General features: G+C 71.3%; 12 protein-coding genes. 5 read left to right on the forward strand and 7 right to left on the reverse strand.

Translation table 11 applies throughout. From position 1 onward, the window contains the following. The first annotated feature begins 69 nt into the window (after positions 1–69). A complete protein-coding gene (locus ACGFK0_RS19190; RefSeq protein WP_392906399.1) occupies positions 70–894 on the forward strand; it encodes a hypothetical protein in 825 nt (274 codons plus the stop codon). Here the strand turns inward: ACGFK0_RS19190 and ACGFK0_RS19195 are convergent. From ACGFK0_RS19195 to ACGFK0_RS19220, 6 genes are all read right to left on the reverse strand, one after another. Then, positions 872–2,707 carry a glycoside hydrolase family 15 protein gene (locus tag ACGFK0_RS19195; protein WP_392906400.1) on the reverse strand — a complete coding sequence of 612 codons (1,836 nt, stop codon included), beginning with the start codon at positions 2,705–2,707 and terminating at the stop codon, positions 872–874. The two genes, ACGFK0_RS19190 and ACGFK0_RS19195, sit on opposite strands and share 23 nt — an antisense overlap. 43 nt (positions 2,708–2,750) lie before the next feature. Then, positions 2,751–3,167, reverse strand: a complete 417-nt coding sequence (locus tag ACGFK0_RS19200) for a PPC domain-containing DNA-binding protein (protein ID WP_392906401.1) — start codon at positions 3,165–3,167, stop codon at positions 2,751–2,753. A 19-nt stretch (positions 3,168–3,186) separates the two neighbouring features. Then, positions 3,187–4,110 carry a sugar phosphate isomerase/epimerase family protein gene (locus ACGFK0_RS19205; protein WP_392906402.1) on the reverse strand — a complete coding sequence of 308 codons (924 nt, stop codon included), beginning with the start codon at positions 4,108–4,110 and terminating at the stop codon, positions 3,187–3,189. Positions 4,111–4,132: 22 nt separating this feature from the next. After that, positions 4,133–5,032 carry a myo-inosose-2 dehydratase gene (iolE, locus tag ACGFK0_RS19210; protein WP_392906404.1) on the reverse strand — a complete coding sequence of 300 codons (900 nt, stop codon included), beginning with the start codon at positions 5,030–5,032 and terminating at the stop codon, positions 4,133–4,135. A gap of 10 nt (positions 5,033–5,042) precedes the next feature. Beyond that, positions 5,043–6,656: a pyranose oxidase gene (locus ACGFK0_RS19215; protein WP_392906406.1), complete on the reverse strand. Its 1,614-nt coding sequence runs from the start codon at positions 6,654–6,656 to the stop codon at positions 5,043–5,045. 114 nt (positions 6,657–6,770) lie between these two features. Continuing rightward, the gene (locus ACGFK0_RS19220; RefSeq protein WP_392906407.1) at positions 6,771–7,289 is read right to left on the reverse strand and encodes a cupin domain-containing protein; all 519 of its coding nucleotides are present in this window, start codon (positions 7,287–7,289) and stop codon (positions 6,771–6,773) included. A 209-nt stretch (positions 7,290–7,498) separates the two neighbouring features. Between ACGFK0_RS19220 and ACGFK0_RS19225 the strand changes: the two genes are divergently transcribed. After that, positions 7,499–8,053 carry a GNAT family N-acetyltransferase gene (locus ACGFK0_RS19225; RefSeq protein ID WP_392906408.1) on the forward strand — a complete coding sequence of 185 codons (555 nt, stop codon included), beginning with the start codon at positions 7,499–7,501 and terminating at the stop codon, positions 8,051–8,053. A gap of 103 nt (positions 8,054–8,156) precedes the next feature. Beyond that, positions 8,157–9,380: an FxsB family cyclophane-forming radical SAM/SPASM peptide maturase gene (locus ACGFK0_RS19230; RefSeq protein WP_392906410.1), complete on the forward strand. Its 1,224-nt coding sequence runs from the start codon at positions 8,157–8,159 to the stop codon at positions 9,378–9,380. A gap of 142 nt (positions 9,381–9,522) precedes the next feature. Here ACGFK0_RS19230 and fxsT read toward each other — a convergent pair whose 3' ends face one another. Beyond that, positions 9,523–12,054 carry an FxSxx-COOH system tetratricopeptide repeat protein gene (fxsT, locus tag ACGFK0_RS19235; RefSeq protein ID WP_392906411.1) on the reverse strand — a complete coding sequence of 844 codons (2,532 nt, stop codon included), beginning with the start codon at positions 12,052–12,054 and terminating at the stop codon, positions 9,523–9,525. A 349-nt stretch (positions 12,055–12,403) separates the two neighbouring features. Here fxsT and ACGFK0_RS19240 point away from each other — a divergent pair, with 349 nt between their 5' ends. Beyond that, positions 12,404–12,601 carry a hypothetical protein gene (locus ACGFK0_RS19240; RefSeq protein WP_392906413.1) on the forward strand — a complete coding sequence of 66 codons (198 nt, stop codon included), beginning with the start codon at positions 12,404–12,406 and terminating at the stop codon, positions 12,599–12,601. A 267-nt stretch (positions 12,602–12,868) separates the two neighbouring features. Next, positions 12,869–15,097: a hypothetical protein gene (locus ACGFK0_RS19245; protein ID WP_392906415.1), complete on the forward strand. Its 2,229-nt coding sequence runs from the start codon at positions 12,869–12,871 to the stop codon at positions 15,095–15,097. Positions 15,098–15,108 lie beyond the last annotated feature (11 nt).

Raw genomic sequence — 15,108 nt, forward strand, 5'->3', positions numbered from 1 at the left:
GTCACTGAAAATCATGGCCAGCGTTCCCGGCAGCCGGGCCGCCTAACCCGGAACCCGGAACCCGTGTCCATGACCGATGCCAGGCACCCCGGGGGGACGGTGTTCACGGTCGTGACCCGCTTCGCATCGGCCCTCGCGACGCTGCCGGTCTGGCTGTCCGCACTGCTGGTCATCGCCGGGCTGCCCCTGCTGGTCGCCGGGTTCCAGGCGATGGTCAGGCGGCACTTCCCGGTGCTGCGCAAGCGGCAGCACAACGACGTCGCCGGGTTCCTGCTGGCGGTGATCGGTGTCATCTACGCGGTGTCGGCCGGGTTCATCCTGATCGACCAGCACGAGAACCGCAGTGAGGCGAAGGACACGGCACGCTCCGAGGCCGTCAGCGTCATGGCCGTCGCCCAGGCCGGCCAGGTCATGGGTGAGCAGGCCCAGCGGCGGATCACCGAGCGGGCGCTGGCCTACGAGCGGGCGGTGGTCGCGTCATGGCCTCCCGGTGAAGGGAGCACCGACGTGCCCGCACGCGCGCTGGAACGGCTGGTCGCCGAGATCGCGGCGCTCCGGCCGGTCGGCCAGGCGCAGGAGGCGTTCGTCTGGGAGTCCACCCGCGAGCTCATGGAGGTCGGCACCGCCCACCAGTCGCTCCATCTGGAGGCCCGCGAGGGCTACCTCGACTCGATGCTGTGGGCGGCGATCCTCATCTCCAGTGCGGCCACCCTCGCGTTCTGCCTGCTCTTCGGGCTGGAGAACGCGCGCCTGCACTACCTCATGGTGGCGGGGGTGGCGATCGTGGTCGCCGTCAACCTGTTCCTCATGGTCCAGCTCAGCAACCCGTTCAGGGGCGATCTGTCCGTGCAGCCGGACCCCCACCGCCACGTCATTCGGGAACTGGAACGATGAGCGGCCTCCTGGGCGACGACGACAGTGCCTCGTCCAGGGTCATCGCCGCGTTGACCAGCCCCAGATGGCTGAACGCCTGCGGGAAGTTGCCGAGATACCAGCCGGCGCCGTCCATCTCCTCGGCGAACAGACCGAGGTGGTTGGCGTAGGAGTGCACCGTCTCGAAGGCGAGCCGGGCCCGTTCCAGATCGCCGGACCGGGTGAGGGCCCCGATGAACCAGAACGAGCACATGCAGAAACTTCCCTCGGTGCCGGTGAGTCCGTCGGACGCGGCGTCGCCGGTCCGGTAGCGGTACACCAGCACACCGTCGACGAGGTCCTCGTCGACGGCCCGCAGCGTCGACATCCAGCGGGGATCCTGGTGGGAGATGAATCCCACGATCGGCATCAGCAGCACGGAGGCGTCCACCGTGCTGCTGCCCCGGTGCTGGATGAAGGCGCCGCGCCGCTCGTCCCAGAACTCCTCGTGCAGGTTGTCGTAGATGCGGTCGCGCACCTCGCGCCAGCGGTCGATCGGGGCCGGGCGGGATCTGCGCTCGGCCACCGCGATCGCCCGGTCGATGGCGACCCAGCACATCAACCGGCCGTACAGGAACTGCTGGCGGCCTCCCCGGACCTCCCAGATCCCCTCGTCGGGGACCGCCCAGTTGTCGGCGACCCAGTTGGCCGACTCCCGCAGGTACCCCCACAGCTCGTGGCTGACGGGCTGGACCTGCCGGTCGTACCTGTCGACCAGGTAGAGCAGCTCGCCGTAGATGTCGAGCTGCAGCTGGTCGTAGGCGGCGTTGCCCGCCCGCACGGGGACCGAGCCGCGGTAGCCGGTCAGGTTCGGCAGCGCCTCCTCGGTGAGGTCGTGCCGGCCGTCGATGCCGTACATGATCTGGAGCCGGCCGTCCCCGGAGGATTCGCGGTAGCGCTGCGCGACCCATTCGATGAAGCACCGGGGTTCCTCGGTGAAGCCCAGCTGCAGGAGCGTCAGGGCGGTGAGGGACGCGTCGCGGATCCAGCAGTAGCGGTAGTCCCAGTTGCGCTGCCCGCCGACGAGCTCGGGAAGCCCCAGGGTGGCGGCCGCGGCGATCGAGCCGTGGCGTTCGGACGTCAGCAGCTTCAGCGCCAGCGCCGAGCGGGTGACCATCTCCTGCCAGCGCCCCTGGTACGCGCAGCGGTCCGCCCAGTCCCGCCAGAACCCGACCGTGTGCTGGTAGGCGCGGTTGACCCAGCGCGGCTGGGCGGCGGGAGAGGACACGTCCCGGCCGATCAGTTCGAGGACGAAGTCGAGACGGTCGCCCGGGCCGAGCTCGAACTCCGCCGTCGCGTCGCCGTTCTCGACGTCCAGCGCGATGGGGGTCTGCAGGCGCAGCACCTTCTCGCCCTCCCCTTCGGGGACGAAGCACACCTCGCCGTCGCCCCCGATGGCCTTGTGCGCGGCCCGGGCGTAGTCGAATCGCGGCGCGCAGCGCAGGCGGAACCGGACCCGGCCGCGCACGCCCGCGACCCGCCGCACGATGGCGTGCGCGTGGCGCATCTCGCCGACCGGCATGAAGTCGGTGATCTCCGCGACGCCTTCTGCGGACAGGAACCTGGTCAGGAGCACGTTGGTGTCGGGCAGGTAGATCTGCTTGAGCCTGGCCCCGTCCGCCGTGGGACGGATCTGGAAGCTCCCTCCGTTCTCCTCGTCGAGCAGGGCCGCGAAGACGGTGGGGCAGTCGAAGTCGGGCAGGCACAGGTAGTCGATCGATCCGTCGCGGGCGACCATGGCCACGGTGTGCAGGTCGCCGATCAGTCCGTAGTCCTCGATGTGCTTGTAGCTCATGCCGCGGCCCTCCTCGGACGTGACGCGCGCACACATGCCGCGCTCACGCGTGGTGCGGTTCGATGTCGTGCACCGGTTCGGTCAGCGTCACCAGAAGCACGGGCTGGACGACCGCGCGCAGCAGATGCCCGCCGAAGGCGTTGCCGTCGCGGCCCCCGAGCACGGCGTGGACGTGCACCGGAGGATCGTTCGCGAGCGTCACCTGGCCGGTCAGGTTGAGCACCTCGACCTGGTCGTCCGGGATCGGGATCTCGACGAACCGCCCGGTCGGCACGTCGTAGCGGGCGAGGGTGAACTCCTCGAACCCGCCGAGGGCCTCGAAGACCCCCCGTTCGACGGACTCGTCGGCGGCGAACGCGCCGAGCCGCTCCATGATCTCGTCGCCGGGTTCGAGCCGGATGGAGAAGATCCGGGTCTCGTCCGGAACCGCCGGAGCGCGGGTCAGCAGGCTGGTGCGCATGTCGGCCTCCTTCCAGGAGTCACGTGCCGGATCGGGTCAGCTGCGGGGAGGCCGGCGCCCGTTCGGTCAGCGGCGGCTCCAGGTCGGCGGCGTACAGCTGCTCGGTGATGAAGCGGTGCGCGTGCCGGGCGAGGTCCTCCGAGTCGTCCCAGGGGTCGCGCCAGATGCACAGGGCGTTGGACAGCTCGGGGGCGATCACCGCCGAGGAGAACGACTCGAAGACGATCGGGCCGGTGTAGCCCGTCCGGTGCAGGGCGCGGAAGAACCCGGCGAAGTCGATGTCGCCGGAGCCGAGGTAGCCGCGGTTGCTCTCGCCGACGTGCACGTAGCCGAGGCGGCCGCCTGCCACGAGCACCGGGTGCGCTGTGTCGGGCTCCTCGATGTTCAGGTGGTAGGTGTCCAGGTGGACGTCCACGTTGGGCCGGTCGATGTCCTCTGCGAGGGCCAGGGACTGCGCCGCCGTGTTCACGAGGTTGGTCTCGTACCGGTTGCACGTCTCCAGGCCCAGCCGGATGCCCGAGTCGGCCGCCAGGTCGGCGGTCCGCCGCAGCACCTCGACGGACTGGGCGCGGCCCCGCCGCGTGGGCGGATGGGTGTACTTGCCCAGCATGCTGTAGATGGTTCCGCACAGGTGGTCGCCGCCCATGTCGCGGACGAGTTCCACCCCGCGCCGGAGGCGCCGCTCACCGGCGGCGACGGCCGCCGGGTCGTCGCTGGTGATGTCGGTGTCCGGGGTGTGGAACAGGTTGCCCGTCACGGCCAGGCCGTTCTCCGCCATGATGCGCCGGGTGGAGGCGGCGTCGATGTTCCAGGAGTCCAGCAGCGGGATCTCCAGCCGGTCGTAGCCGCAGGCCCGGGTACGCCCGGCGGCGTACCGCGCCCGCTCCTCGTTCCAGTCGCCCGTCCAGACCAGGGCATGGATGCCGAGTGACCGAGAGTCCATGATCATCCTTCCGTCGAGCGGTCTAGCGTCCCGTCACGGCGTGCAGGTACTCGCGGGCCTTCTTGGCGTAGGCGAGCGGTTCCGCCCTGGCGGGGTCCTGCTCGGCCTCGACCACCAGCCAGCCGGTGTAGCCGCCGTCGTCGAGCGCCTGGAGGATCGAGGCGAAGTCGAGCACCCCGTCGTCCCCGGGGACGGTGAAGATCCCCTGCAGGATGGCGTCGTGGAAGCTGGGATCCTCGCGGCGGGCCCGTTCCAGGACGTCCGGGCGGAGGTCCTTGAGGTGGACGTGCCCGATGCGGTGGACGTGGTCCCGGACCAGCGCGAGCGGATCGTCGCCGGACCACGCCAGATGGCCGGTGTCGAGCAGCAGGTGGACCAGCGCGGGGTCGGTCCCGGCGAGGAGGCGCTCGACCTCCTCCCGGGTCTGCACCCCGGTGCCCATGTGGTGGTGGTAGCAGAGCCGCATGCCCTCCGCCGCCGCCATCTCGCCGAGCTCGCCCAGGCCGGACAGCAGCAGCGCCCATTCGGTGTCGTCGAACACCGGCTTGTTCGCCCGCAGCGCGACGGGCTGCTGGTGCACCGCCCGGGCCAGTTCGGCGACGACGATCTCGTTGCCGCCGACCGCCCGCATGAAGCCGAGCTGTTCCCGGAACGTCCGCAGGGTGCGGTCCCGCATGCCCATGGCCGTGAAGTAGGTGCTCGCCCACGGTTCGGAGACGCGCAGGCCGCGCAGCCGCAGCGCCCGGCTCAGGATCTCCGGATCGGTGGGGAACTTGTGGCCGACGCTGCTTCCCTCGAAGCCGGCCAGCGCTATCTCGCTCACGCACTGCTCGAAGCCGATGTCGTCCCCGATCTCGGGGAAGTCGTCGTTCGTCCAGCCGGTCGGCGTGATCCCGAACGACACCCGGTCACCGTCGAACATCCGGCCCCCCTCAGGTCGGCCCGGGCTGCTGACGCCCGAGCATGTGCCGCGCGGCCTTGACCGCGAGTGCGACGCTGGTGAGCGTGGGGTTGCTCGCCGTGCCACGCGGGATGACGTTGTTGCCGCCGAGGTAGAGGTTGTCGACCCCCCACACCCGCGACGTGGAGTCGACGACGCTGCTCTCCGCGTTGTCGCCCATCCGGGTGGTGCCGGTCACGTGCAGCGGGAGTCCCGGCTCCACGAACTGCGGCTCCGACCCGGGCAGGAATCCGCCGAGCGTGTTCGCCGCGCGGAGCATGTCGCGCATCATGGCGTGCTGGTTGCGGCGGTCCTGCTTCGACATGCGGAACGTGAACGTCGGCTGGGGCATGTCGTACGCGTCGCGGTGCCCATCGGAGAACGTCACGCGGTTGTCCTCGCGGGGCTCCACGATGCCGAACCAGCGCAGGTCGACGATCAGCCGCGTGTCGACGTTGGGCGCGACGTCCCCGTAGTGGAAGGCGTCCCGGTGGATCTGGCAGTGCCAGGGCCGGTCGTCGGAGACGGGGATCCACACGTTGGGCTCCGGGTCGTTCTCCGGAATGGGGATCGGGTCGTCCGGGCTCCTCTTGTGGTGCTCGCCGACCCGGTCGGTGAAGCGGGGATCGTCCCGCACACCGTCGACGATGTCCTGGCGCAGCACGATCTGGCAGAACGACACCGGCTGCTCCGACAGGTACCGGCCGAGCGGCTCGGGGCGGATGTGCGAGGCGTACAGCAACTGGGGCGTGAGGACGGCGCCGCACGCGACGACGAAGTGCTCCGCCTCCACCCGCAGGGGATGCCAGTCGGCGAGGTTCTGGATCTCGGCGTACTCCACCCGGCTGCCGTCGGCGCTGCGGACCAGACGCCGGCACAGGTGCTCGGGCCGCAGGTCGAAGAGGTCCTCGTGGGCGCCGTCGGCCAGCGGGCCGAGGACGCTGTCGGCGCCGCTCCAGTGCACGTAGTCGGGGTTGTCGGTGCGCCGCTCCACGGCCAGCGGAAGGTTGCGCACCCCGTACGGCTCCGGCAGGTCGGTGTACTCCCCCTGCAGCGCCTCGCGGACGATGATGTGCCGGATCGCGTGCTCGAAGGCGTCGGTGTGCGTGTTGAGCAGCCGTTCGGCGTCGCCGTAGAGGGCCTCCCACTCCTCGTCCGGGAGCAGGCCGCTCCGCTCGACGGCGGGGTGGTGCCGGGGCGTGGCGCAGGTCCAGTGCGTGGCCATGCCCCCGACCCCGTAGGCCGCCGCCTCCGCGCCGAGGTTGACGTTGGGGTCCTGGTCGGGGTTCTGGTTGTTCAGGACGAACCCGCGGTGGCGCTCGAGGTCGACCTGGAACGACACCGGGTCGAGGGTCACCACCGGCCGGTCGTTCGACGGTACGGAGAGCAGGTTCAGGTGGCCCCGGATGACCGAGGAGAAGAGGTCGAGGTTGCGCTGGTAGAGGTAGGCGTTCTTCAGGTGCTCACCCGGGCGCCGGGACAGCGCGGCCCCGGCGTCCACCATCAGGACGCGGCGGCCGGCCTCGACCAGTTCGCGGGCGAACGCGCTGCCCACGGGACCGGAGCCGACGACGAGTGCGTCCACGCGGATGGTGTCCTGGTTCATGAGAGCCTCCCGTCACCGCGGGCGGTGGTCTGCTGGATGATCTGCCCGTACCTGCTCACGAGGACCTCCCGTCGCCGCGGGCGGACGTCTGCTGGATGATCTGCCCGTACCTGCTCACGAGGACCTCCCGTCGCCGCGGGCGGACGTCTGCTGAATGATCTGCCCGTACCTTCTGCCGACCTCGTCGGCGTGGGCGATGTAGTCGGCCGTGACCTGCGGACCCGGGCGTCCCTCGGCGTAGGGCTCCCCGATCTCGAGGAAGAACTCCTCGAAGCCCGCGGGCGTGAAGATGATCAGGATCCGGCTCGGCCGGTCGGTGGGGTTGTGGAAGCGGTGCAGGACCCCCTGCGGGAAGTGGACGAAACCCCCGGGGCCGATGCCGGTCATCCGGCCGTCGTCGCCGAGGATCTCCAGGTCCCCGTCGAGGATGTAGAGGGACTCGCTCTCCCGCTCGTGGACGTGCGGTGGAGGGCCGCCGCGGGGCGGAACGATGGTCTCGGTCAGCGACAGCCGGTCCGCGGTGTCGGCGCCCGTCGCCTTGACCGTGTCCAGGTCGTCGTACACCCACACGCTCGTGCCCTCTCCGGCGGGCACCCGCAGCGTGCGCAGCGGTTTCTGCTCCAGCTTGCTCATCGGTCATCTCCGATACGCTCCGGCCGCCGGTTCCGGCGTCCGGCGGTCCACCCGGAACCAGGACACACGCTCACCTGCCCGGAGGTAAGTGGTAGACGTCACCAGGCAGGACTCCGCGCGCCTGGTCGAAATCGGTGGATGCGCTGTAGACGTCACCAGGCAGGACTCCGCGCGCCGGGGGGAGGGGGATTTCGGTAGATTCCTTGTCGATGGGTGGCGTACTCGCGGCCGGCTCGCAGGTGATGGTGCGGCCGCTCACACATGCGGACCGGGCGGAGTTCGTCGAGCGGGCGGCCGCCAGTGCCGCGCTGCACCGTCCCTACTTGTGGCTGCCCGTCACCGCCGAGCAGTTCGGGCTCTACCTGGCGCGCTTCGACGAGGTGTCGGCCGTCGCGTACGCGGTGTGCCGCCGCGACGGCGGGGAGGGCGGCGGGGCGATGGTCGGGCACGTCACCATCAACCACATCCTGCGCGCCGGGTATCAGCGCGGCGTGCTCGGGTACGGCGCGTTCGTCCCGCATCAGGGTCGGGGCCACATGTCCGAAGGACTGGGTCTCGTGATGGCCGACGCGTTCGGCCGGCTCGGCCTGCACCGGCTGGAGGCCGAGATCCAGCCGGCGAACGAGCCGTCGATCAACCTGGTCAGGCGGCTGGGGTTCCGCAAGGAGGGACTGGCGCTCGGCCTGATCCGCATCGAGGACGTCTGGCGGGACCACGAGCGGTGGGCCATCACGGCGGAGACGCACGCCGCGGCAGAGGTTTAATGATCTTGCAAATCCGACATATGTGACGAAGGGGAGGTGTGCGGAGCCGCGCCCAGATCCCCGCGTCAGTGCCCGAATCCCACCGTCAGAGGGTAGGTCAAGCGTGGCCGTCGAGGCCGAGGCAGCGGGGGCCGCCGGCACCGCCCCGGAGTGGCCGGAGACCCTGGACGTCCGCGCACTGCTCGAACAGGGCTGGCGTCCGACCCCGTTCCACGAGTTCGTGATCAAGGTGCACAGCCGCTGCAACCTGTCCTGCGACTACTGCTACATGTACGAGATGGCGGACCAGGGCTGGCGGTCGCAGCCCCGGCGGATGGCCCGGCCGGTCGTGGACCAGGTGGCCCGCCGGATCGCCGAGCACGCCCGCCAGAACATGCTCCCGGACGTCGATGTCATCCTCCACGGCGGCGAACCGCTCCTCGCCGGGCTCGACCACCTCCGCTACACGCTGGACGCGATCCGGACGGCGGCCGAACCCGACGTCTCGGTCCGGTTCCACATGCAGACCAACGCCGTGCTGCTCGACTCGCGCTTCCTGGATCTGTTCGACGAGTTCGGCGTGGTCGTCGGGGTCAGCCTGGACGGCGACGAGCAGGCCCACGACCGGCACCGCCGGCACGGCGACGGACGCGGCAGCCACCATGAGGTGCTCGCCGGCCTCGACGCCATCACCGCACCCGAGTACCGGCATCTGTTCGGCGGCCTGCTCAGCACCATCGACCTCCGCAACGATCCGGCGACCACCTACGGGGCCCTCCTGGAGTTCGATCCGCCGGGCATCGACTTCCTGCTGCCGGTCGGGAACTGGGACACGCCGCCGCCCGGACGGTCCCCCGACGAGTCGACGCCGTACGGGGACTGGCTGATCGAGGTCTTCGAGCTCTGGTTCCGCGCCCCGGAGCAGCGGACCCGCGTCCGGCTGTTCCACGAGATCATCCGGCTGCTGTGCGGCCAGCGCTCGCACAGCGAGGCCATCGGGCTCTCCCCCGTCGCCGTGGTCGTGGTCGAGACCAACGGGCGGATCGAGCAGGTGGACACGCTCAAGTCGTCCTACGACGGCGCGCCCGGCACGGCCCTGCACGTGTCACGCGACCCGTTCAACGTCGCGCTGATGCTCCCGGAGATCGCCGCCCGGCAGATCCGCCACCGCGCCCTCGCGCCCCAGTGCCAGGCCTGCCATATGCGGCAGGTCTGCGGCGGCGGGCTGTACCCGCACCGGTACCGCTCGGGAACGGGGTTCCTCAACCCGTCGGTCTACTGCATGGACCTGCTCAGGCTGATCACCCACATCCGCTCGGCCGTACTGAACGACCTCGCGACTCTCTGAACGGCCCCGCCCTCGCGACCCTCTGAACGCCCCGCCCTCGCGACCCTCTGAACGGCCCCGCCCTCGCGACCCTCTGAACGGCCCCGCCCTCGCGACCCTCTGAACGGCCCCGCCCTCGCGACTCTCTGGACGGGCCCCGCTCTCACACGGGCGCCGGGTCGAAGTCGGTGTCGATGCGCCTGCGTTCGAGGAAGATCCTGGCGTCGGGGTGATCCGGTCCCAGCGTGGTGCGGTAGACCTCCTCGGTCCGCTCCTGGAGCGCGGCGGCGTCCTCGGACCGTCCGAGCGTCTCGTAGTCGAGGGAGAGGTTGGCGGCGCAGGCCGAGGCCAGCGGATGCTCGTCGCCCAGCGACATGCGCAGCCGCCGGAGCGTCTCCTCGCCGAGGCGGGCGGCGTCCTCCGCCTTGCCGAGGGCGGCCAGGTCGCTGACCAGGTTGAGGGCCACCGTCAGGGTGTAGTGGTGGTCGCGGCCGAGCTTGGACTCCAGGCCGTTGATGGCCGTCTCGTTGAGCTGCCGCGCGCTCACCGGATCGCCCATGAGCCGGCGCAGGACCGCCAGGTTGCCGACGCAGCCGTGATGGTACGGGTGGTCCTTGCCGTAGACGGACGGGTACCTCCGCACCGTGTCCGCGGCGAGTTCGTGCGCCTCCTCGAGGTTCCCCATGCTGCGGTGGATGTTCGACAGCGCCATCGCGGAGGCCAGCGTGTCGGGGTTGTCGAGCCCGAAGATCCGCAGGCACCGGGCGTGGACGTCCGACGCCAGTTCCAGCGCGCGGTCGTACTCCGCGGACCGCCGCGACGCGATCGACAGGTCGCGCTGGGTGCGGAGGGTCCAGATGTGCTCGGCGCCGAGCTGCTCGACGCCGAAGGCGTAGGCGTCCTCACCGAAGTCGCACGCCTCCAGGTAGTCGCCGCAGAGCCGCACCGCGCGGGCCAGTCCGCTCCAGGCGATCAGCAGCCGGTTGGGGTTGCTCGACTCCGGGTCCAGGACGAGCTGCGCCTGGTACGCCTCTTCGTGGAGCCGCCGGGAGCCCACGTAGTCACCGCTGAGCGCGTAGTCCAGCGCGAGGTTGTTGAGGGCCAGCAGCGTCCGGGAGTCGGAGTCGCCGAACTTGCCGCGGTGCAGGCGCAGGGCCTCCTCGTCGCTGGCCTTGGCGGCCTGGAAGTCGCCGCCGGCCCGCATGTCGGCGCCGTCGCCGCGCAGGAACCGGAGCGTCAGCTCGTCGTCGGGCCCCAGCGTCCGCCGGGCGATCGTCTTGGTCCTGCGGCTCAGCTCCGCGGACGCGCCGAACTCGCCCAGTTCGCGCAGGACGATGGCGAGCTCCAGGTGGACGTTGAGGACGTCGTAGTGGTCCTCGCCCGAGTCCTTGGCCCAGCGTTCGACGAAGTCCTCGGCGAGCGCGCGGGCCGAGACGTAGTCACCGGACACGACCAGGTAGCGCACCATGTTGAGGGCGAGCGTCCGCACCTCGGGCGCCTGGCAGCCGGCCAGCTCCGTCGGCCCGATGTGCCCGAGCAGGTTGAAGTACCGGGGCCAGCCGAGCCGGTTCTCGGAGTTGGCCGGCGCGTACCCGGCCATGAGCAAGTGCACCTCGTGGCGGATCCGTGCCTTCACGTCCTCGGGGAGCTCGTCGCGCAGCAGCGCCTGGATCAGCCGGTGCACCTGGAGGGTGCGGCTCTGGTTGTCGAGCCGGGCGAGCGCGTAGCGCCCGAGTTCGGCGATGACGCGGCTCAGCTGGATCGGGTCGGCGACCAGGCTGGTGAGCCGGGGGCCGAGGCTGGCCTTCGGCTGGCTGAACAGGTCCCGGGGGATCGGCTCGGGGCCGAAGAAGGCGCAGCAGCGCAGCAGGTCGATCGCCTCGGGCAGCGTCCGGTCGAGGGCCGACACCGACAGGCCCCAGGCCGCCGTCATCGACGCGGGGTACTCGGTCGGCTTGCCCTCGGCGAGCAGCTGGCTGGTCCGCTCCCTGAGCAGCCGCAGGTACTCCTCCACCGACATGCCGGTCTCGGCCTGCAGTGCCCCCGCCTGCTCAAGGGCGAGCGGCAGGTCGCCGAGCGCGTCGGCGAGCCGCTCCGCCTCGGCCTTGTCCACCCCGCGCGGAACCCGCTTGCGGAGGAACTCCGCGCTCTCGGCGCGCGTGAACACGTCCACGGCGACCGTGTCGACGACACCGTCCCAGCGGTGGTTCCGCGAGGTGATCAGCACGTGTCCCGGGCCGTGCGGCAGGCTGTCGATCAGCTCTTCGGGCTGGTCGGCGTTGTCGAAGATCAGCAGCCAGTTGCTGTACGGGTCGCCGCGGCGCAGCGCGTCCAGGACGGCGTTTGCGGCGTCCTCGATGCCGCTCGCCGCCGCGGACGGAAGCCCGAGGTGCGCGGCCAGGCCGGCGAGCGAGGAGCGCACCAGGACCGGCTGGTCGGCCGGGATCCACCACACCAGGTCGTACTCGGGCCGGTAGCGGTAGGCGTACTCGACGGCCATCTGCGTCTTGCCGACGCCGCCGAGACCGTGCAGCGCGTGCGGCACGACGGCGGTGACGTTGCCGGTGATGCCGGCGCGCAGCCGGTTGAGCAGCTCGTCGCGGCCGGTGAAGTTCTTGTTCCGAGGAGGGATCTTTCCCCAGACGTCGGGAACCCGCCCCGGTGCGGCATCGGCTCCCATGCGTGGACTCGTCACGCCTTCCGCCTCCCACTCGGTCTCCGCGGCGCCCGCCGCACCGCGGGGTGTGCCGGCCGTCCGGGCCGGGCACGGGCCGGACTCGGGCCGTAACTCTCCCGAGTGAACATCGTTCCCCGTTCCGGCTCTGCGACAGGTGACACAACATCCCCGGATGCCCGAGATTCGGTCAGCGTCCACAGCAATATATGAACGACCCAATCAGCGCGAAGTCCGGCTGAAATCGAGAAGACATTCTAGGTAACGGTTCCGGTTCACGCCATCTGGCCCGGCCGGTGATTTTCTGTCAGACTTGGAATTGTCGTGCGTCACGCCGCCCGCCCGCCCCGAGCGGAGAAGAGAGTGCGAGATGAGAAACACTGACAGCAAGATCAGCCCCATCGATCTCAGCCGGGTCTCGGCATCGCAACTGCACCGCCTGCCCAGCTCCGCACTGCGGACCGCACTGGCCGAAATGCTCGATCCGGCACGGCCCGGAGGCCACCGTCCGGCCGGATTCGGCCAGCTCTACCCGTCGTCACCGGAATCATCGCCCGCCCGTCCATGACCTGACCCGTTAGCCACACTTGGCCATTTCCCGGTTCGAGCGGAGCCGTTTCGGCCAAGGCGGGCCGACGCTGTACTACGGTTGTCAGACCGACCTCTTCGCTGGAGGCCCGTCGGCTGGCAGGTCATGACCAGCAGGTGGGTGGTGGCTTGGCGGAACCGCGAATCCAGCGTGTCGAACTGGATGGCCGCAGTGTCAAAGCAAAAGGTCCACGATCGCGGTGACCGTCCCAGGCTGCGCACGAGCTCACGGCCTGGGGAGGTCACGATGACCGCCCACGATCCGTCCGCCGCCGGCCCGTCCGCCGCCGACATCCCCCCGTATGTGGGAGCGCGACCCTTCCGGGTCGGCGAACAGGGGTACTTCCACGGACGCGCGACCGAAATCCGCGACGTGGCCGACCGATGGCAGCGGCACAGGGTCACGCTCCTGCACGGGCCCGCCGGCGTGGGCAAGACGTCCCTGCTGCACGCCGGGGTGGTCCCGCAACTGCGGGCGAGCGGGCTGCACACGGCGCCCGTCGGCCATCCCGTCCACCGCCCCGCGTGCCCCATCGGCGCACTGCCCGACCAGAACCCGTACGTCTTCGCCCTGCTGTCCTCCTGGTATCCGGACGAGTCGCCGAGCCGCGTCTGGGGGCTCTCGCTGCTCGACTACCTGCGCGGGCGCGCACGTACCGACCGCTTCGGCCTGCTGCCCCGGCAGCTGTTCGCGATCGACCAGGCCGAGCTGCTGCTGCGCGCGGCCGGGCCGTGGCTCCGGCACCGCGAGCTGCTGTTCGACGAGCTGGGGACCATGCTGGAACGCTTTCCCGCCCACCTCCTGATCGTGGTGCGGGACGACCGGCTCCAGGAGATCCGGCCATTAGTCGACCGGCTCGCCGCGCGCCTGCGCGACGGCACCGCCGACCCGGACGGCTACGCGCTGGCCCCCTTCGACCGGGCGGCCGCCATCGAGGCGGTGGACGAGCCGCTGAAACGATCCGGGCACGCCGTCCCGGCCGGGTCGGCGGCCCGGCTGGTGGACGAGCTCCGGACCGTCCGGGAACCCTGGGCACAGCGGCCCCGGACGACCTCGGCCGTCGAGCCGGCGCTGCTCCAGGCGGCCTGCGCCCGCCTGTGGAGCGAGCCGCCCGCCGACGCCGCCCCCACCGCCGGCGCCGGCCCCGGCACCCGGCAGGGCACCGGCACCCCGCAGGGCGCCTCCGCGGGCGAGACCGCCGACGCCGAACGGCTCAGCGACGACGTCGACCGGGGGCTGGCCGAGTTCTGCTCCCAGGCGCTGGCCACCGTGGCGGCCGATCACCGGCGGCCGGTCCGGGAGCTCCTCGTCTGGTTCCGTGCCGCGTTCACGCCCGAGCAGGGCGGCGCCGGCGTCCCCGAGGACTCGGGGGCCGCGCAGTCGGTGCCCGCCGCCGTCCTGTGGGCGCTGGAAGACCGCCATGTGCTGCGAGCCCGGCTCGACTCGGGTGAGCGCCGCTACCACCTGCATCCCCGGCTGATCCAGGCCGTCCACCGGGTCGGGGACAGGCCGGCTCCGCCCCAGCGCCCCGCACCGCCGGCCCGGCTGCGGTTCGCCGAACTCGCCCTCGCCGAGGGTGATTTCGACCTGGCCTCCTATCACGTGTCCGCCGCCGTGCGGGGATGCGGGAACGAGGACCTGAGGCTCCTGGCGGAGGCCGAGTGCCTGCGCGGCGACATCGCCTGCGTGCGGGGCGCGCCCGAGGGGCCGGAGCACTACCGCGAGTCGGCCCGCCTCTACGAGGCCCTCGGGGACACGCCCGCCGTCGGCCGGCTGCTGGTCACGCTGGGCCGGCTGAAGCTCGAAGCCGACGCCACCGAGGCCGTGCGGGACCTGCGCGCCGCCGCCGGCAGGCTGCCCAACGACGCCGCCGTCCAGACCGGCCTCGGCCTGGCCCTGTGGGCGGACGGGCAGATCCGCGCCTCGCTCGCCGTCCTGGACGCGGTGCTGAGCCGGCACGGCGACACCACCGAGGCGCTGCGCACCCGCGGCGAGATCCTCGCCGACCTGGGCCATGCCGAGCCGTCGCTGCGCGATCTGCGCCGCATCGACCACAACGCCCGCTTGTCCACGCGGGCCGCGTGGGCGCTGGCCCAGGCGATGTGCGTGGACGCGTCCGGCGGGCACTGGGACGGGCCCGAAGCACATCCGGACGGCGAGGCCACCGGGGCGCAGTCTCCGAACCCGGCCGACGCCGCACATCCGCACGGCGAGGCGGCCGGGGCGGCCGGGCCGCCGGCGCGTCCGCCGGATCCGGCGGACGCCGACAACGGCCCGGTGCTGCTGCGGCTGGCCCGCGTCGAGCGGCTGGACGGCGACGAGCACGCCGCCGCCGCACTGGCCGCGCGGGCGATGGCGGCGGAACATCCACCGCTGCCGCCCCAACTCCGGGACCAGGCGGAGCGTCTCATGGATGGGCGGGATCATCCGCCTCTTGCAGCACATGTGGCCGAACCGCGCCAACAGCGCGCGTGAGGCACTTCATA

Source organism: Spirillospora sp. NPDC048823 (assembly GCF_043198445.1).
Classification (GTDB): Bacteria; Actinomycetota; Actinomycetes; order Streptosporangiales; family Streptosporangiaceae; genus Spirillospora.

What these genes read in the sequence shown, in the direction of transcription:
- ACGFK0_RS19190 (WP_392906399.1), top strand. Translation starts at nt 70, where the DNA reads ATGACCGATGCCAGGCACCCCGGGGGGACGGTGTTCACGGTCGTGACC.
- ACGFK0_RS19195 (WP_392906400.1), bottom strand. Translation starts at nt 2,707, where the DNA reads ATGAGCTACAAGCACATCGAGGACTACGGACTGATCGGCGACCTGCAC.
- ACGFK0_RS19200 (WP_392906401.1), bottom strand. Translation starts at nt 3,167, where the DNA reads ATGCGCACCAGCCTGCTGACCCGCGCTCCGGCGGTTCCGGACGAGACC.
- ACGFK0_RS19205 (WP_392906402.1), bottom strand. Translation starts at nt 4,110, where the DNA reads ATGGACTCTCGGTCACTCGGCATCCATGCCCTGGTCTGGACGGGCGAC.
- iolE (WP_392906404.1), bottom strand. Translation starts at nt 5,032, where the DNA reads ATGTTCGACGGTGACCGGGTGTCGTTCGGGATCACGCCGACCGGCTGG.
- ACGFK0_RS19215 (WP_392906406.1), bottom strand. Translation starts at nt 6,656, where the DNA reads ATGAACCAGGACACCATCCGCGTGGACGCACTCGTCGTCGGCTCCGGT.
- ACGFK0_RS19220 (WP_392906407.1), bottom strand. Translation starts at nt 7,289, where the DNA reads ATGAGCAAGCTGGAGCAGAAACCGCTGCGCACGCTGCGGGTGCCCGCC.
- ACGFK0_RS19225 (WP_392906408.1), top strand. Translation starts at nt 7,499, where the DNA reads ATGGGTGGCGTACTCGCGGCCGGCTCGCAGGTGATGGTGCGGCCGCTC.
- ACGFK0_RS19240 (WP_392906413.1), top strand. Translation starts at nt 12,404, where the DNA reads ATGAGAAACACTGACAGCAAGATCAGCCCCATCGATCTCAGCCGGGTC.
- ACGFK0_RS19245 (WP_392906415.1), top strand. Translation starts at nt 12,869, where the DNA reads ATGACCGCCCACGATCCGTCCGCCGCCGGCCCGTCCGCCGCCGACATC.